This window comes from Longimonas haloalkaliphila (genome assembly GCF_055379825.1).
Map to the genome: position 1 here is coordinate 1,447,744 of NZ_AP043948.1, position 17,133 is coordinate 1,464,876.

The following is a 17,133-nucleotide window of genomic DNA, read 5'->3' on the forward strand; positions in this document are numbered from 1 at the left end:
GGGAGAGCACACGGTATCGCCTCGTCGTGCGGCTCCCTGTTCACTGACTGCTTCCCGCTGCTTTCCGCTGCTTTCCAGGCATGCCTGTGTCCCCGCACGTCCGATGATTCCCCACCCTATATGAAAGAAGTCGTTGCACAGCCTACAGTTGTTGTGGGAGCTGGAGCCGTTGGCTCTGCACTTGCACGTGCGCTGCATGAACGTGGAGCGTCGATAACCGGCATTGTGAGCCGCACACGCTCTGACGCTGTGGCACTTGCCAGTAGAGTAGGTGCGGAGTATGCAAGCAGTAGCGTAACCCAGATCCCGCCAGCCACAAAGCGGGTTCTCATCTGTGTGCCCGACCAGCAGTTAGACCAGGTAGCCGCCGAATTAGCACGTGCGTCGCTGTCGGACCCATGGATCGCGGCTCACACGTCGGGGGCACATGCTGCTGAGGTATTGGCTCCGCTACGAGCAGCAGGGGCAGCGCTACTTAGCATTCACCCGCTGCAGACGTTCACTGCTCACACGCCTCCATCGGCATTTCAGGGAATATGGATGACAATCGAAGGTGATGAAAATGCATACGGATATGGCGAGGCCCTTGCTAAAGAATTGGGGGCCTCGCCACAGCACCTTGAATCAGGTGCGAAGCCGCTCTATCACTTATCGGCTGTGCTGGCGTCTAACGGATTTGTTGCGCTTCTGGCTACAGCGCAGCATGTGTGGGAGAACGCCGGCCTGGAACCTGATAAGGCGTTTGATGCGCTTCGCCCCCTCGTTGAACGGACATGGATGAACATCCAAAAAAACGGCTCCGATGCTCTGACGGGGCCGGCAGCGCGCGGTGACCATGAAACAATTGCCGCTCATATAGCAGCGCTGCATACCTCATCAGAAAGCCCCAGAGAGGGCGATGTACTGCCTGAAGAGGAGGCCACAAACCGCATTACGGAACAAAATATAGAGATAGAACGGTTGTACGCTTCGCTAACCAATATAATGGTTCAACTGCAGCGCCAAGCAGGTAAGCTGTCTCAGCGGGACGCTGCACGCGTACAAAACATACTGAAAAACTCTCTCCAGAAAGGTAGAAGAAATAACAGTGCTTGACATCCTCCGCTGAGATTGCGATACTGCGTATAAATGCTCAGCCCCACAATGCAACGCTTCACGGCAGCGCTCCCTGTTAGAGCGCTCCCTGTTAGAGCGCACATCAGGATGTTGCAATACAATAATGAAGCGTAGTGCTTGAGCATTCCCCCACGAATGCTGTTGATGCCTCCCCACCGGCTGACGTGGCGAGATGCATCGTCTCAACGAGTTTGATGCTCTCTGAGACGAGAGCGCCGCAGGCTTCTTCCCGGTCCGTATCCTTATACCCAGGGTGCGCGCCAACCGTCTGCTTCCCTTGCTGCTATTCACGTTGGCCTACCAAGATATAGCAGCACACGTGTTTGTGTCATAACTCTACATTCGCATATGAATACTCCTGCGCGCACTCCCAGTGAGCGGATCGAAGACAAAATGCTACTGCATTCCGGTGACTCCGAAGATGCAGGTACCGCCGAACTCGTCCAGCACATCCCGTCAGACCTTGCTGTACTTCGGTCCATTCTGGAAGAGCGCCACACTGGAGCCGCATTCCAGTCGGTTGTTATGGCAACCGTAAAGATCGTGGAGCGTGTGGCATGCCATGAGTATCACGTGGCAGAGGCTGCGCTCTCGCTCGGACAGCGTGAGAAACTCGACGAGATGTTGCACACAATCGACGAGGTAGCGAAGCTGCTCCGCGCGCAGCTTGACATGCAAGGAAACGGACTTGCGCGTCTGTGTGGTGAGAAGCCTGCCGTTGCAGGCGACGCGCCGCCATGGCCTGAAGCGCTCTTCGAAGCCGTTGAAGCGCTTAGCGAGAGTGTCAATCAGCTTACTTCGCTTTCGAACGCGCAGCAAAAGGAGAGCCCCGCACGTGCCCTGAGTAACCGGGTTGCCGATCTTCTGCGCGCCCATCACAACACGCTGCTTGTTGAAGCTGAACAGTGGACGGCATAGCGCCGGGTACCCGGCCAGAGCAAGCCCCCACGCACCTCATCTCCGTTGCGCAATTGTGCTGAACACGCTGAAACTGCGCTGAAACCGTACCGCAACAGCGAACGCGACCCCTGGTATCCCGTTACTGATCTCCTGTAGAGACGCCTTCCAAATGCGAGGGCGTCTCTATTTTTACCTGGTTCCTCCTACTCGCTACCGTTTTGATTTCCTGTTTTCCTATGGACTCCACCGCGTCTGCCTCACCAGAACCTACGCGCTCTGAGCAAGAACAGCGTCGCCGCGAAGAGCGGCGAGCGCTTGAACAACGCGGCATCGACCCGTACCCATACAGCTGGCCCGTAGACAACCACGCCGCTGATCTGCTTGAGACGTTCGACGATGAAGCACACGACCCCGACGAAGGCACAACGCTTACCGCGTCGATGGCCGGGCGGATTACCAATATGCGGGTGATGGGAGGCTCCGCCTTCTTCGACGTGCAAGACGAGTCGGGTACCATCCAGGCATACATCCGTAAAAACGAAGTCGGCGAGGACTTCTACAATGAGGTCTTCACCGAACTGCTCGATATTGGGGATATCGTAGGCCTGAAAGGATATGTGTTTCGCACCGGCATGGGCGAGGTAACGGTGCGTGTCGACGAAATGCAGCTGCTCTCGAAGGCGCTGCGTCCGCTCCCCGTGGTGAAGGAAACCGATGAAGGCGACACTTACAACCAGGTTACCGATAAGGGCTTCCGCTATCGGCAGCGCTACGTAGATCTGACAGTCAACCCTGACGTACGTGATGTCTTTCGACAGCGCGCTACGCTCATCCGCACCCTTCGTCAGTTTCTGGATGCGCAGGGATATCTTGAAGTGGAAACGCCCGTGCTGCAGCCGGTGTATGGCGGAGCCACAGCACGGCCTTTCACGACGCACCACAACGCGCTCGACATGGAGCTCTACCTGCGCATCGCAGATGAGCTCTACCTCAAGCGGCTACTGGTTGGGGGATTCGAAGGCGTTTACGAAATCAGCAAAGACTTCCGGAACGAGGGGCTGAGCCGCTTCCACAACCCCGAGTTCACCATGATGGAGCTCTACGTGGCGTACAAAGACTATCGCTGGATGATGGACTTCACCGAGCAGCTGGTAGAGGCCGTTGCCACAGCACTCCACGACAGCACCGACGTCACAATCGGCGAGCACACCGTTTCATTCGAGCGCCCGTGGAACCGCGTTACGTTTCTCGGTGCCATCGAAGATGAAACGGGATACGACCTGCATGGCGCCACCCGCAAGGAGCTGCTGGAAGTGACGGAAGAACTTGACATCGACGTAGACCCAGACCTGGGGGCAGGCAAGCTCTACGACAAGATCTTCAGCGAAACGGTCGAGCCTACGCTCGTCGAGCCTACGTTCGTGATGGATCACCCCGTTGAGCTGAGTCCGCTCGCCAAGAAGCACCGAGAAACCGACGGACTCGTGGAGCGCTTCGAGGGGTTTGTGGCTGGGCGTGAGATCTGCAATGCCTTCAGCGAGTTGAACGACCCCGACGATCAGCGCGAACGCTTTGAGGAGCAGGTGCGCCTCCTTGACGCGGGCGACGATGAGGCCACACCCGTTGACGAGGATTACTTGCGCGCCCTTGAATACGGCATGCCGCCCGCTGCCGGACTCGGCATCGGCATCGACCGCCTCACCATGATGATGACCGATCAGGACTCCATCCGCGACGTGATCCTCTTCCCCCTGATGCGCCCCGAACGCCAGTGAGAACGCGCACGCCGCCGGTATAATCCGCGGGTACAACCAACAAAGCACGATCCCCTGCTGGGTCCACCGACGTTGCTCGGTGGACCCGGTTGCATTTATGTACGAAACGCAGCTGTATGCGGAACGCAACATTGCTGCGAGAAATCCCAGCACGGTGCATTGCCAGAAACCTGGAGCCCAGTGGATCATGTCACAGGCCCTATGGCCTATAGATCCCGCAACCACGACATCGACGTTGAGGACCGCGCCGGCTACCTCGAACTGCTACGTACCAACGCTAACTACCGCCGGCTCTGGTTCGGTAGCAGCCTGTCGCTCCTGGGCGACTGGTTCAACCTGATTGCACTCTACACCCTTGTCTCTACGCTCACCGGCTCGCCGCTCGCCATTGGCGTGATCTTCCTTGCGAAGATGCTGCCGTGGGCCCTGGCTGCGCCCGTTGCCGGGCTTATCGTAGACCGCTACAACCGGCGCCGGCTCATGATTGGGGCTGACCTCTTGCGGTCCGTTATTGTGCTTGGGTTTCTGTTTGTGCAAGAGGCGGCGCACGTGCCGCTCATCTACGTGCTTATCGCCGCGCAGGTCGTCGTGGGATCGGTCTATGTGCCGGCGAAAAGCGCCTCCATCCCCAACATCACCGCGCCGCGTGAACTGCTGACGGCGAATGCCCTTTCCTCGGCCACCTGGTCGACTATGCTGGCGGTGGGCGCTGCCCTGGGGGGATTCGTGGTGGAGTTTGCTGGCATTGAGGCGGTGTTCATCCTTGACTGCCTGACCTATCTGTGGTCGGCCTGGTTTGTCTACCGCACCGTCATTCCGCAAAACACCGAAGACGCCGACGATCCGCTGCTGCGCACCGCCGCACGCAAGATCTGGGACGGCTGGTCGCATCTTCGAGCACATCCACGCGTGGCACGCATCGCAACAGCCAAAGCCACCTGGGCGCTGGCCGGAGGCGGGCTTGTGTACATGCTTACGCTCATCGGCGAGCAGGTGTCGCCGGGGGCGATCGCAGCAGGCATCGGCGTGCTGTTCATGGCACGCGGCATTGGCACCGGCATCGGGCCGATCATTGCTCGGGGGCTCTTTACGGACCAAGCAAAATGGCCAATGGTGCTGGGCAGCGCTATTGCGGTGAGCGGAGGCGCCTACTTTGTGGTAGGCCTGGTGCCGTGGGCGCCTGAAGGCATTGCGCTGTTCACGGTTATTGTGCTGGTGGTCATGGCGCATGCCTCCAGTGGGGGCAACTGGGTGCTCGCCACCGTACTCCTCCAGAAACGCACCGACGATGCCTATCGCGGACGCGTCTTTGCCACCGAGTGGCTCCTGGTGATGATCGCCGAAAGCCTCTCCATCGGCATAGCCAGCGTGGTGCTTGAACTGGGCTGGCTCGACCTGGCAGGGGCGGTGCGGCTCTTTGCGGGCGCGCAAGTTGCCTTTGGGCTGATCTGGCTTCTTGTGGTCGTGCCTAAAGAATTGCAATCCGACGCTGAAGATCAGCAGGCAGATAAAGCAGATAAGATGGCAACGCCTCACGAAGACACGTAGAACCGTTGCGGTTGCGTGTGCGCTGTGGTACGTTAGGAACTGTTCAGGGGATGCGTCTGGACTGCCGTGCAACGAATGGACGGTCGCATCCCCCGAACCCACTTTTCGATAGCGAGGCTGGGGGTGCCCCCGCACAGAAATGCGCCGGGGCTGAGAGATACACCCTTCGAACCTGATCCGGGTCGTACCGGCGAAGGAAAGCTTCCCGCTGTTCCCCGTGCACGTCTTCCTTGGGGGCGCCGCTGGCTTCGCATTTCTCTAAGCCAACGACTACCTGCTATGTCTACTACTCCTGCCCTTTCCGATCAGGTCGTGCTCATTACCGGTGCCAGTCGCGGACTCGGCGCCGCCCTGGCCCGTGCCTTTGGGCGCGAAGGTGCTCGTGTCGTCGTGAACTACTACCAGAGCGAAGACGCTGCCCACGCGGTTGCCGCCTCGATTGGCGACCGCGCGCTCCCCTATCAGGCCGACGTGCGCAATCGCAAAGCCGTGCAGTCCATGGTCGACGCCGCCGCCGATCACTTTGGTACGCCCGTAACTACCGTAGTCAGCAATGCGCTGATCGACTTTCAGTTTGATGCCGAGGCGCGCGCGACCGCCGACACCGTGTCGTGGGCAGACTACCAGACCCAGCTCGAGGGCAGCGTGCAAGCCGCGCTCCACCTGGTACAAGCGTGCCGCCCGGCCATGAAAGAGGCTGGATTTGGACGCTTCGTGGCAATCGGCTCCAATCTGGTTCAGAACCCGGTCGTGCCGTACCACGACTACACCACCGGCAAAGCCGCGCTGCTCGGATTTGTGCGCAACATGGCGCAGGAACTCGGGCCCGAGGGCATCACCGTGAACATGGTATCGGGCGGACTCCTCGACCGCACTGACGCCAGCGATGCAACGCCCGACGCGGTGTTCGATCTCATCCGTAACTCCACGCCGCTGCGCTCGGTGACTACCCCCGAAGAGATGGCCGATGCCGTGCTCTTCTTTGCCTCGCCATGGGCGCGGGCCGTAACAGGACAAAACCTGATTGTGGATGGCGGTCTCGTAATGCAGTAGCTCTTCGCCTTCTGGATAGAGGCAAAACCGTCCGCATCTGCCTACGACGATACGTTGTCGAGGGCGGTGCGGACGTTGCGTTTAAAGCCTTCGTACGTGGCGCGGGTAACGGGACTGCCGGAGAAGCGCTCGCGAAACTCCTCAAGCTCCAGCTCCACCCAGTCGCGCAGGTCGGTATCCGACATGCCCTCGCGCGGCTGGTAGCGAGGCTCGGTCGTGGGCTGCTTGAACTTATTCCACGGGCACACATCCTGGCAGATGTCGCAGCCGAAGATCCAGTTCTGCATGTCGCTTGAGATCGCCTCGGGTACATCATCGCCGCCGTGCTCAATCGTCAGGTACGAGATGCAGCGCGTGGCATCAACTGCGTACGGCTGATAGATGGCATCGGTCGGACAGGCATCCACGCAGCGGGTGCACGAGCCGCAGAAGTCCTCGACCGGATGGTCCGCCGGCAGCGGCACATCTACGATGATCTCACCGATGAAGAAGAACGAACCCATCTCGCGGTTGAGCAGATTCGAGTGCTTGCCCTGCCACCCGAGTCCGCTACGCGCAGCCCAGGCCTTGTCGAGCACCGGCGCCGAATCCACAAAGGCGCGCCCATGCACCGACTGTCCGACGTGCTCTTCGAGCCAGTGCAAGAGCAAGTAGAGACGGTCTTTGAGCACATCGTGGTAATCATCGCCCCAGGCGTACCGGCTGATCTTACCGGTCGTAGCCGACTCGTCGTGCCGCGTACCTGGCTGATAGTAATTATGCAGCACCGAGATCACACTTTTGGCGCCCGGCACCAGCCGCGTCGGGTCAATGCGCTTGTCAAAGTGACGCTCCATCCAGTGCATGGTACCGTGGCGGCCTTCGAGCAGCCACTGTTCAAGGCGCGCGGCCTCGTCGTCGAGCGGCTCTGCCGTTGCAATGCCACACGCGTCAAAGCCCAGCCGGGCCGCTTCCGCTTTAAGCGCCCGTGCAGCACGTCGCTGAGCCGTGCGGCCAAAGTCAGAAGTTGGAGCGGGGGTGCCCATGCTTGGTCTGTAGCAGTGTATCCGAAAGAAAGCTGATAATCTAACGAGCCATCAGGAGTAGAGTTGTTAAGGAAAGCGAAGCGATGTAGCCCCATCGAAGTAAAAGTCACGAACTGAAGCTCATCCACATAGGGATGTACAGCCTCTCTTTGCGTATCTATTCGTTAACGAGATGAGAGGCAACGCGCTGTAAGGACAACCCGCCTTTGCGCGTCTTCCCGGCAGGAGCAGGTACAATATGCGCATTCACCAGAAGCCGCTCTGGATCGATGCGCTGCTGCTGGTAGAACATCGCAACTGCGCGGCCCCGGTCGTGGGCCAGGGTGGCTGCACGGGGCTCGCTGGAGCCAGCGTACGCCTCAATACGAATGGGGAGAGGAGCACAGGTGGCAAAAAGCTCTGCATTAGCACGTAGGGCATCCCGGGCGCTGTCAGAGAGGAGGCTGGTGCCGTAGGCAAAGAAAACCGGGTTGGTTTCAAGGTCAGCCCGGCAGAGCGCAGGTACGTCGGGCTGCACGGTAAGCGAGACCGTGCGCGTGTCGCTTCCGGCTTCGTTGGCCACGTACAGGCGCACGGTATACGTACCGGGGCTTGCATACCGATACCGGTGCTCCCCGTTTGCATCAGAAACCTCCGTTCCGTCGCCATAACTCCAGAGCCGTTCCGCGACTACGCCCCGGACATCCGACTGGTAGGTTACAGGCTGTCCGACGACGACCGGGTTCGGGATCGCCTGAATAGTCGCAATCCGAGGAGACGCAGTTGGGGGCTGCACGCGAACGAGATGGGTACGTGTTGCAGACCCGGCTTCGTTGGTCGCGGTGAAACGGACGGCAAATGTGCCGCTGCGCGCAAAGCGGTGAACGGCGCGAAGTCCGACATCGGTTGTACCGTCCCCAAAGTCCCAATCGAGACGCACGTGCTCAGTGGCCCGTTTGTTGATCTGTGCGACAAAGACAGCTGCTGTGTCTATGGGGACTTCGCCAGGACCGCTGAGAGCAAGCACGCGAGGCGGCTGCATAGAAGTGCAGCCGCCAAGAATGACGAACAGACACCCTGCCGCCATAAAATAGGCCACGCTCGCATGGGCAAAGAAAAGGCGTACCGCCTGAACAGAAGCAGGCAAGTATGAAGCGCGCGATATGCGACGGAAAAGGGATGCGCAATGCATTGGGAGCGGCGCGTAGTCTTTAATAAGGCGAGCTGCTGTAGTGAAAGAGCACGGCAGAAGCATTCATGTGGTGGACAGCGCAGCATACCAATAGAGGATCTGCAGTGTCATCCAGTTTCGGCGCCTGACACATGTCGGAAAGAGCGCATGCACGGGAGCGTGCGGCAGCATATACCAACAAAAAAAGAGCGAGCCCACTTCCCGGAGGAAGTAGGCTCGCTCATGCACGGTAGCAGCGGCTTAGCTTGATGCGCTGCTACGATTTACGTGTGCGGTCCGGGTTAGCGCTGTGGGATTGAGTCCACGCGGCGCTGCTGTTCCGTACCCGCTTTCTTGGTCGTGGTCTCGTCGTCGATCGCACCGCGGCCTTGCACCGTGATCCGGTTGGCCGGCACGTCGTTTTCTTCGTAGAAGTCAGCGACGGCCTGGGCGCGGTCTTGCGACAGCTCATCCGGGTTGCGCTCGCCAGCGGCAGCGAAGCCTTCGACGCGAACCGTGAGGTTCGTGCACTCAGCGAGGATTTCGGCGTTCTCTTCGAGCGCGCCGCGGGCTTCATCCGTGAGCGTGCTGGAGTTGACACCGAAGAATGCCGGGTTGAGCTCCGTAACGGTACCGCAGATCGGCGGCAGATCGGGCTCGACCATCAGCGTGAGCGAGCGGGAGTCATCGCCTACGTCGTTCGAGGCGTTGAGCGTAACCGTGTACTCTCCTTCCTCATCGAAGGTGTGCGTGGCGGTTTCACCGGTACCGGTGTTGCCATCGCCGAAGTCCCATTCATACGTGATCGGCGTGTCGCCGCGCACGTTGCTCGTGAAGGTAACTTCCTGACCCGCGGTTGCAGGGCTCGGATCGGCATTGATCGTTGCAATGCGTGCCGGAGCAGGCGGATCGGTCACGTTAACCGTGAGCGACTCCGATACTTCGCCGGCTTCGTTGCTCGCCGTGAAGGTCACTTCGTACTGTCCTTCCTGGTTGAAGGTGTGCGTCGTCAGCAGACCCGATCCAGTCGACCCATCGCCGAAGTCCCACTGGTAGGAGACCGGGCGGGTAACGTCGTCTTCGTTGACAGTCGCCGAGAACGTTCCGGATTCGCCGGTGTCGAGTTCGGTGGGTCCATCAATTGCGAAGATGGAAGGAGCCGTTGTTGCAGGCTGGAACGTGTACGAGATGCCGAGGGCAGGCATAATCGTGAGCGCATCGAATGAGTCGTAGTCGCCCTGTTCAAGGTTGTCGAGCGCGTCGCCTGGGAACGTGAGGTGGCTGCGAGCCTCAACGAAGAGCGAGGTGTGGCGGCTCACAACGATATCGAATCCACCTGCCACGGTAGGACCGAAGGCCGTGTCTTCGCCACCGAATGAGACGTGGCCGCCAAAGTCAGCGTACGGAGAGATGGTCCAACTGCGAGCACCCAGACCGAGACGTCCAGTCAGGTAGGCTGTCGTAATGCCGGCGCTCTCTAGGCCAGGACGTCCGGGACCACCAGCAAACTGGTAGTCTCCATACTGGACACCAAGACCAATGCCGAAGTTAGGGTTGAATTTGTATCCAAACTCGCCGAGGAAGCCAAACGGGAAGCTCTCGTCAAACTTTTCCGTGTCAAAGATGTCGCCAAAGCCAGACGTCGGGCTCCGTTCACCGGCGTAGTCTACAAGGCCAACACCCGCTTTCAGGTAGAACGTATCGCCGGCCCGCTTCGTCTGCGCGTCGGATGTGTCTACCGTAAAGGCAAACAGCAAAGCGATGGATAAGAGGAATGAAGTAAGTGTTCGGGTCATAGGTCTGAAAAAGATTCTTAGGAGGCAGTGTCGGACAGGTAATCGTTGAGCGCTACTCAGCATGCATGAAAGCAAGCCGAGAGCTTTGTATTTGTAATACCGCTGACAAAATGCGATGGTCAGGACACACAGGGTGGCCTTGAAGCCTACAGGAGGCTTAACCTATTCTGCGAGAAACGCTATTTAACGGTCAAAGGTATTTCGCGAACATGTCCATTTGAAGATGAAGGCGCGACGTGTGCATACCTGCACACATCACTTTCAGAATGCGATGATTGTATCATCTCATCCGTGTTGCCATGTTGTCTTACGCAAGAGAAGCCTTGACGCGCACACACAGATAATTGCGCACGGGCTTGTGCGTCGTGAAAATAAGTGGCAGAACGGAAAAAGCTAATAGCAAGAACGTCCCGTATCTGCTCAAGCCAGTCATATCTTGCTCACAGTATTGACGTTATGGCTGTAAGGAGCAAGGCAATACTGCTGCAAATGTATGAAGATGTATCGTAAAATCAAAGGCCTTGGGCCAACTTTTACGAATATACGAAGCCAGAGTGATCGACAGCTGCGGGGAAAGTCATAGCAAGAGAGACTTGGCAAGCGCCCACCCATTCAAGAGAGCGGGAAGCCGTTGACGTATCGGACATACGTGTCGGACCCATGATGCCTTGCAGAGGCTTTCGGTTCATTTCGGTCCGTTGGGTTCCACCCTGATGCGTTTCAGCAGGTCGCTTCTTGCAGTGTTATTCGCAGTTATTCGCACTACAAAGAGAGCCCCAAATTATGTTGAGCGGCCCAATGGAGGTATGTAAGCTACTTACAGGCTGTTTACGTACTTCTCCAGCTTGCTCTTTTTGTTAGCAGCTTTGTTCTTGTGAATGAGGTTCTTGGAGACGAGGCGGTCCAGGCCCTTCTTAACGTCGGGCAAGAGAGCACGCGCTTCTTCTGAATCGGTTGTAGACTTTAATCTCTGGACGAGGGTGCGCACCTTGCGCTTCTGCGCACGGTTGCGGACTCGTTTCTTGGCATTCTGACGAAGGCGCTTCTTTGCAGATTTATGTTGGGGCATAGTAAACGTGTAATGGGTCTGTGACGTAGTTCAAGTATGTGTGCTGGCGCATAGCGCCGAATCAGCAACCTTGCTGAATACACAACAGAAGAATCCACCGGCACTCATGCCGGATGTTTCCCAATGCTCCATAAATTAGGCGTCAACGCGCCGTAGGCCTTCCCCCTAACCCAAGCATCATACTGTCATGTGGGCGTTCCTGAAAGAACTGTTTCGCGACATCGACACAACGTACACGGTTCTACTTCTTGATGAGAGTACGGTCGAAGAGCCGCGCCGATATCAAGTGGATCCCCGCCGCCTCCTTGTCATGTGGGGAAGTTCTATGCTTGTAGCCATGCTCGTAGCGGGCAGTGTCCTTGCATTTACACCGCTGCGCCAGCTTATTCCCGGGTACGGTACCGAAGAGATGGAACGTAGCGCACAGCTCAACGCCGTACGCGTAGCTGCTTTGCAAGACACGTTAAGCGTACAGCAGCAGTATATTGAGCGACTTCAGGCTCTACTGACGGGCGGTGTTGACGGAAGCTCTGAAGCTGTGCAACGAGACGAAGGGAGCGCTGATTCAGATGTTGATGATTACAGCCCGGCGCCAAGTAGCGATAGCTGGTCGCTACACGAACAGCCCGCGCTTACGTTGACCCGGTTTAGCGGAGATCAGCAAGCCGCGCCGGCAGCCACAGCCGAATACGATCTCCCCGCACTGTCCATGCCCGTACCGCCTCCTGTTGAGACCGGCTATCCGACACGGGGCTTTGATCCGCGTGCAGGCCACTACGCGTTAGATATTGCTGTGCAAGAGGGCTCATTCGTACGCACAATCGGAGATGGATACGTGGTCTTGTCTGACTGGACGCAGGAAGGGGGGTACACAATCGCTGTGCAGCATGGAGGTGGCTATCTCTCTGTCTACAAACACAACAAACGCGTGCTGAAGCAAGTTGGCGAACAAGTGCGGGAGCAAGAGGTCATTGCCGTTACTGGCAATTCGGGCGAGATCACAACAGGACCGCACCTTCATTTTGAGCTTTGGCACCACGGACTGGCACAAGATCCTCGTTCGTTTATCGCGGGCTGGTAGCAGCACGGATCTATCGCAAATAGCAACAACATTCTGTTGCGATACAATCACCAAACTGGCATAGGTCAGCTTGCAAACTGCAGGCTAATTTTGTTCAAAACCATCGCCTACAACCCATGGGAATTTTCTCGTCGAAAAAAACAGACAATAAGAATATGTCACAGAATAAGCGAGCAGTATCGGATCAGATTAACCTTGTTGGAGAAGGAACGACTTTCGAGGGGACGCTTCATGCCGAAAACGACGTGCGGACCAGCGGTCACATTGTGGGGACCATACGTGTTGAGGGGCGTGCTATTATCGCGGAGAGTGGGTCGGTGGATGGTGAGGTTGTGGCTACCAATGCCGACGTTGCAGGACGCGTGCAAGGCGAAGTGCGCGTGAGCGAGTGCTTGGTGCTGAAGAGCACGGCCCGCATTGAGGGCGACATCCACACAAAACGCCTGGTTGTAGAGGAGGGTGCGCTTTTTACAGGCAGTTGCTCAATGGAAGAAATGGGAGCCAGCAAGGAAACAGAAGCTGTGCCAGACACAACACCCGGACAGAAGAAGTCGACCCCTACAGGCGAGAAGTCGCAAGACGGAGGAACGTCTTCAGCATCGAAGAAAGACAAAACGAAGTCTACGTCGTAAACACTGCGTGAGAGTGAGCTGGGAAGAGAGATGACCTGTTACGTAGCGCAGTGACTTCTCATCTCCACTCGAACCCCAGCAAGAGGCTTGAAAATGGATGCAAATGACACTGACAACCCAGAACGAGGAGACAAGGCAGAGCAGAGAAAACCTGAAACCCCTTGGCGTGACGCGTGGCACGATGTTGCTCCACATCTTGACTTAGGCTGGCGCCTGGTCGGAGCAGCCGGTGGGCCCCCAGCGCTTGGGTGGGGCGTTGATCTCGCACTTAACACAACCCCCGTTTTTGTGATGGTTGGCAGTTTGCTGGCGGTGATATCTGTAGGATACATTGTGAAAGAACTGTACCATGAAGGAGAGCCTCCAAAAAAGTAGATGCTGAGACCTCTCCTTTCATTTATTATTCATCGCATAAGGCAGCTATTTTCTGCTATTCACAGGTCTTCCACCGCTTCGTGCTTTACACTTTGTGATGTGTGATATGCAGCCACAGATGCTTGGCTTCAGTTCTGCTTGACTCGCCAAGAAGGCGGGCTCGGAAACAGCTACGCCAGCACACATTAGTTGTTAAGCGGTGTTGAGCCGTTGAAGCTATGCACGGTCTGCTCTCTACATGGTGGTTCAGTGCAATCCTGGGGATTGGCATTGTTGGAGCAAGTACACTCATTCGCGTTGTGACGCACAAAGGCGCGCTTCGAGCGTCTTCAATCACAGATGCGACACGTGCGACGGTGCGAGGCATCCTGCTTCGTATGGCACTCGTTCTCGGTGGACTTGCTCTCGCAGTCACGATGCTCCCGGTTCATAAAACCGCTTTCGTGATAGCGCTCGTCACTGCGCTCGTTTTGAGTGTGGTGCTCGAAACAGCTGTCATATGGAGGCACACCAGCAATACATGCTCCTGACGTTTCTTTCAGACTGACCTACTCGACTCGGTGGATCGATACTCCCGCTTATCATTCCGTTACGTTCTGCTTGTCGGGCTAATGCTATCTGCGTTTGGCCTCATGGCATTGAGCACACCCGCTTCCGCCCAGACGCCTGATCAAGATAGCGAAAGCAATGGGCTTACGCTCGATTACATTGTAGACCGATCGGTTGTCGGACACGCTGCTGACGGTTTTTATCTTGACTTCGAACCGTTCTTCAGTGTGGAGCTACCACGCATCATGCTGATAAGGGATGCAGAAGGAAATCTTGGGATTGATGCCTTTGCGTCCACGAAAAACTTGCTTGACTCCGGAAGCTATGGGCTGATGGACGACGAGACGCTCGTCACTGATCCGGAAGCCCTCGCGGAAAAGAAAGCAAGCAAGTCGCACCTGTACAGTCCAGTAGCTCTTGCCGAAGAAGGCGGGCACATCGTTGCCGACTTTTCCATCACGCGCCACTTCATGTTCGGGCTTGCTGCAATGGCGCTCGTGTTGTTGATTTTCGCTACGCTTGCCAACCGTTACAAGCGTGGCATTGGTCGAAAAGAGGCGCCCCGTGGTGTTCTCCAGAATATGATGGAGGTCATCATTGTATTTATTCGTGATGAAGTGGCTAAGCCAAACATCGGGGCCAAGTACAAGAAATTTGTCCCGTATCTACTGAGTGCCTTCTTCTTCATTCTCACGGCCAATATTCTTGGGCTTGTGCCTTTCTCTGGGTCTGCTACAGGTAACCTTGCCGTGACCGGGGTGCTCGCGCTCTTTACCTTTGTAATTGGGCAGGTCTACGCTACAGCCGACCACTGGAAGCATATCTTCCTGGGGCCTTCTGATGCGCCCGTGTTGATCCGTGTCATTCTTGTCCCAATCGAGATTCTGGGGCTTATCACGCGCCACGCAGCGCTTGCCATCCGTCTCTTTGCTAACATGATGGGGGGCTCATTGGTCATCTTCAGCCTGATCGGAATCATCTTTATTATCAATGTTCTATTTGCAAGCAGCGCTGCATCCTTCGGAGCGGGCATCATTAGTACAGGATTCATCGTTTTCATCTTGCTGCTGAAGCTGCTTGTCGCCTTTATTCAGGCATACGTATTTACCATTTTGTCTGCGCTCTTCATTGGCATGGCCGTTGAAGAGCACGGGCACCATGATGAGGAGCATACCTCCTCGCATCATGATTCCGATGCTTCTGCATCGGCGCAATCTTCCGCTGCAGCACCCGCTGCGGGTTAATCCGCACTATGCGCTGTACGCGCCTTTGGGGCGCTCGCGGCAGGGACGTCATGCCCCTGCATTCTGCATGACCTTCGTTTTTACATCACGACAACGTACCCCTAATACTATGGAAGCTGCTGCTCTCGCATACCTCGCTGCTGGCCTCGGTGCCGGCCTCGCTACCATCGGTGCCGCCTATGGCATTGGTCGCCTCGCTGACTCGGCCATGGACGGCGCAGCCCGCCAGCCAGAAGCTGCTGGCGACATTCGCGGACTTATGATTGTATCTGCCGGTCTGATTGAGGGTGTAGCCCTCTTTTCCGTCATCATCTGTCTGTTGCTGGTTCTCTTCGCGTAATTGAGCCAACTGCGTTGCGCCTTCAGGCGTCTCGCATACTCAATCGCGCTGTTGCCTGCAGCGGTGTCTCTACAGTAGTATCCCTGCATCAGTAGAGATGCTTGGCCACGTGCCCGCCTGGGGCGTGGACAAAGTGCATGTAACACTTCGTTATATGCGCCTGCTTAAGCCGCTCATGCGTTTAAAATACGCAGAACAGCTAATCCTTACACAAAGATTGGCTTGGCTGCCGCCGCGTGTGACTCGCTGCATGGACACTGAACACGTTTCTCTTGTTTTGAAGGAGCCTGCCTTTGCGTAGCCGCCTTCTTACGTTTCCCGTATCGTTTTTCCCCGTATACTATGGCCTTCTATCTTGCTCAAAGCCTGATCGAGCCGACCGCGGGCCTCTTCTTCTGGAAAGCGCTCGCCTTCGCCATCTTTCTGTTCCTCCTGTACAAGTTTGGGTGGGGACCGATTACCGAAGCGCTCGACGAGCGCGAGTCGCGCATCGAAGACTCTATGACGCGTGCCGAGCAGGCCCTCGAAGAGGCCAAGGCAATGCAGGCAGAGAATGAAAAGAAACGCCGCCAGGCTGAGCGCGAAGCGCAACGGATCTTGCGTGAGGCACGTGAGGCCGCTGAAGAACTGCGTGAAGAGGAGCTTGAAAAAACCCGCGACAAGATCAGCCGCATGCGTGACCAGGCGCAGGCGGAGATTCGGCGTGAGAAGCAGGGAGCTCTCGAAGACCTTCGCGACGAAGTGGCGGACCTGGCTATTGAGGCAGCTCGCAAAGTTGTTCAGGCCGACCTGGATGCCGATCGGCATCGTCAGTTGGTGAGCAACTTCATTGACGAACTGCCTGAGAACTGATCGTCTGTTTCGTTTCATCGCTGTAGCGCCCCTCGCGGCTCTGCAGCCTGGCCTCTTGTCTTATGAGTCAACGTGCGGTTGCAACCCGATACGCCTCGGCCCTGATCGAGGAAGCTACAGCGAATGATCGCGTCGATACTATCGATGATGATATGGCGCTTATTCAGCGCTCGCTCGAAGAAAACAACGAGCTGGCCCGGTTCTTTAAAAGCCCGGTCCTCTCGGCCGATCAGAAAACTCGGGTCCTTGGCTCGTTATTTGACGATCGGGTTGATGAGCTTACGCTTCGTTTTCTCAAGCTCCTGGCTCGCAAGAAGCGCCTTACACTGATCGATGAAATGCTGTCGGTCTATCGTTCGATACGAAACGAGCAAGAGGGCATCGTAGAGGCTCACGTGCGCATCTCGCATGAGATGGATGACGAGGAGACACGTATGCTCACTCGGGCGCTCGAAACGATGACTGATGCTACGATCCGTATGGAGGTGACGGTAGATCCGTCTCTCATTGGCGGGCTCGTTGTGAAGATTGGTGACCAGGTGTACGACGGCAGTGTTCATCACAAACTGGAAGCACTGCGCGACCGCTTCCATACCAACGCACACCTGACCGCCACACCGTGACGGCC

15 protein-coding genes and 1 riboswitch are annotated in these 17,133 nt (G+C 57.0%); of the genes, 11 read left to right on the top strand and 4 right to left on the bottom strand.

What is annotated here, in order from left to right; all coding sequences use genetic code 11:
• The first annotated feature begins 120 nt into the window (after positions 1–120).
• The 5 genes from ACZ48V_RS05725 (at position 121) to ACZ48V_RS05745 (ending at position 6,392) form a co-directional block, all read left to right on the top strand.
• Complete coding sequence (locus ACZ48V_RS05725; RefSeq protein WP_464542453.1) at positions 121–1,095, top strand: Rossmann-like and DUF2520 domain-containing protein; 975 nt, start codon at positions 121–123, stop codon at positions 1,093–1,095.
• A gap of 369 nt (positions 1,096–1,464) precedes the next feature.
• Positions 1,465–2,034 carry a hypothetical protein gene (locus ACZ48V_RS05730; RefSeq protein WP_464542455.1) on the top strand — a complete coding sequence of 190 codons (570 nt, stop codon included), beginning with the start codon at positions 1,465–1,467 and terminating at the stop codon, positions 2,032–2,034.
• A 218-nt stretch (positions 2,035–2,252) separates the two neighbouring features.
• Positions 2,253–3,791 carry a lysine--tRNA ligase gene (gene lysS / locus ACZ48V_RS05735; protein ID WP_464542457.1) on the top strand — a complete coding sequence of 513 codons (1,539 nt, stop codon included), beginning with the start codon at positions 2,253–2,255 and terminating at the stop codon, positions 3,789–3,791.
• Between the two features lie 201 nt (positions 3,792–3,992).
• Positions 3,993–5,339, top strand: a complete 1,347-nt coding sequence (locus ACZ48V_RS05740) for an MFS transporter (protein ID WP_464542459.1) — start codon at positions 3,993–3,995, stop codon at positions 5,337–5,339.
• A gap of 109 nt (positions 5,340–5,448) precedes the next feature.
• Positions 5,449–5,555: riboswitch (TPP riboswitch) on the top strand.
• Between the two features lie 63 nt (positions 5,556–5,618).
• Positions 5,619–6,392, top strand: a complete 774-nt coding sequence (locus ACZ48V_RS05745) for a 3-oxoacyl-ACP reductase (RefSeq protein WP_464542461.1) — start codon at positions 5,619–5,621, stop codon at positions 6,390–6,392.
• A 41-nt stretch (positions 6,393–6,433) separates the two neighbouring features.
• Here the strand turns inward: ACZ48V_RS05745 and queG are convergent, their stop codons facing one another.
• From queG to rpsT, 4 genes are all read right to left on the bottom strand, one after another.
• Entirely contained in the window at positions 6,434–7,417 is a 984-nt protein-coding gene (gene queG / locus ACZ48V_RS05750; protein WP_464542463.1) for a tRNA epoxyqueuosine(34) reductase QueG, read from the bottom strand.
• 157 nt (positions 7,418–7,574) lie between these two features.
• Positions 7,575–8,543, bottom strand: a complete 969-nt coding sequence (locus tag ACZ48V_RS05755) for a PKD domain-containing protein (protein WP_464542465.1) — start codon at positions 8,541–8,543, stop codon at positions 7,575–7,577.
• A 326-nt stretch (positions 8,544–8,869) separates the two neighbouring features.
• The gene (locus tag ACZ48V_RS05760; RefSeq protein ID WP_464542467.1) at positions 8,870–10,363 is read right to left on the bottom strand and encodes a PKD domain-containing protein; all 1,494 of its coding nucleotides are present in this window, start codon (positions 10,361–10,363) and stop codon (positions 8,870–8,872) included.
• Positions 10,364–11,180: 817 nt separating this feature from the next.
• Positions 11,181–11,432: a 30S ribosomal protein S20 gene (gene rpsT, locus ACZ48V_RS05765; RefSeq protein WP_464542469.1), complete on the bottom strand. Its 252-nt coding sequence runs from the start codon at positions 11,430–11,432 to the stop codon at positions 11,181–11,183.
• Between the two features lie 187 nt (positions 11,433–11,619).
• Here rpsT and ACZ48V_RS05770 point away from each other — a divergent pair, with 187 nt between their 5' ends.
• The 6 genes from ACZ48V_RS05770 to atpH all read left to right on the top strand — a co-directional run bounded on the left by ACZ48V_RS05770 (position 11,620) and on the right by atpH (position 17,128).
• Positions 11,620–12,513, top strand: a complete 894-nt coding sequence (locus tag ACZ48V_RS05770; protein ID WP_464542471.1) for a peptidoglycan DD-metalloendopeptidase family protein — start codon at positions 11,620–11,622, stop codon at positions 12,511–12,513.
• A gap of 155 nt (positions 12,514–12,668) precedes the next feature.
• A complete protein-coding gene (locus ACZ48V_RS05775; RefSeq protein ID WP_464542473.1) occupies positions 12,669–13,145 on the top strand; it encodes a bactofilin family protein in 477 nt (158 codons plus the stop codon).
• Positions 13,146–14,152: 1,007 nt separating this feature from the next.
• The gene (gene atpB / locus ACZ48V_RS05780; RefSeq protein WP_464542475.1) at positions 14,153–15,313 is read left to right on the top strand and encodes a F0F1 ATP synthase subunit A; all 1,161 of its coding nucleotides are present in this window, start codon (positions 14,153–14,155) and stop codon (positions 15,311–15,313) included.
• 109 nt (positions 15,314–15,422) lie between these two features.
• On the top strand, positions 15,423–15,653 hold the full coding sequence (atpE, locus tag ACZ48V_RS05785) for an ATP synthase F0 subunit C (RefSeq protein WP_353562671.1): 231 nt from the start codon (positions 15,423–15,425) through the stop codon (positions 15,651–15,653).
• A 342-nt stretch (positions 15,654–15,995) separates the two neighbouring features.
• Positions 15,996–16,505, top strand: a complete 510-nt coding sequence (gene atpF / locus ACZ48V_RS05790) for a F0F1 ATP synthase subunit B (RefSeq protein WP_464542477.1) — start codon at positions 15,996–15,998, stop codon at positions 16,503–16,505.
• A 62-nt stretch (positions 16,506–16,567) separates the two neighbouring features.
• Positions 16,568–17,128 (top strand): ATP synthase F1 subunit delta, encoded by a 561-nt coding sequence (gene atpH, locus ACZ48V_RS05795; protein ID WP_464542479.1) that lies wholly within the window; start codon positions 16,568–16,570, stop codon positions 17,126–17,128.
• The last annotated feature ends 5 nt before the right edge of the window (positions 17,129–17,133 follow it).

Excerpts from the sequence above, each read along its gene's own strand:
- ACZ48V_RS05725 (WP_464542453.1), top strand. The coding sequence starts at position 121 with ATGAAAGAAGTCGTTGCACAGCCTACAGTTGTTGTGGGAGCTGGAGCC.
- ACZ48V_RS05730 (WP_464542455.1), top strand. The coding sequence starts at position 1,465 with ATGAATACTCCTGCGCGCACTCCCAGTGAGCGGATCGAAGACAAAATG.
- lysS (WP_464542457.1), top strand. The coding sequence starts at position 2,253 with ATGGACTCCACCGCGTCTGCCTCACCAGAACCTACGCGCTCTGAGCAA.
- ACZ48V_RS05740 (WP_464542459.1), top strand. The coding sequence starts at position 3,993 with ATGGCCTATAGATCCCGCAACCACGACATCGACGTTGAGGACCGCGCC.
- ACZ48V_RS05745 (WP_464542461.1), top strand. The coding sequence starts at position 5,619 with ATGTCTACTACTCCTGCCCTTTCCGATCAGGTCGTGCTCATTACCGGT.
- queG (WP_464542463.1), bottom strand. The coding sequence starts at position 7,417 with ATGGGCACCCCCGCTCCAACTTCTGACTTTGGCCGCACGGCTCAGCGA.
- ACZ48V_RS05760 (WP_464542467.1), bottom strand. The coding sequence starts at position 10,363 with ATGACCCGAACACTTACTTCATTCCTCTTATCCATCGCTTTGCTGTTT.
- rpsT (WP_464542469.1), bottom strand. The coding sequence starts at position 11,432 with ATGCCCCAACATAAATCTGCAAAGAAGCGCCTTCGTCAGAATGCCAAG.
- ACZ48V_RS05770 (WP_464542471.1), top strand. The coding sequence starts at position 11,620 with ATGTGGGCGTTCCTGAAAGAACTGTTTCGCGACATCGACACAACGTAC.
- ACZ48V_RS05775 (WP_464542473.1), top strand. The coding sequence starts at position 12,669 with ATGTCACAGAATAAGCGAGCAGTATCGGATCAGATTAACCTTGTTGGA.
- atpB (WP_464542475.1), top strand. The coding sequence starts at position 14,153 with ATGGCATTGAGCACACCCGCTTCCGCCCAGACGCCTGATCAAGATAGC.
- atpE (WP_353562671.1), top strand. The coding sequence starts at position 15,423 with ATGGAAGCTGCTGCTCTCGCATACCTCGCTGCTGGCCTCGGTGCCGGC.
- atpF (WP_464542477.1), top strand. The coding sequence starts at position 15,996 with ATGGCCTTCTATCTTGCTCAAAGCCTGATCGAGCCGACCGCGGGCCTC.
- atpH (WP_464542479.1), top strand. The coding sequence starts at position 16,568 with ATGAGTCAACGTGCGGTTGCAACCCGATACGCCTCGGCCCTGATCGAG.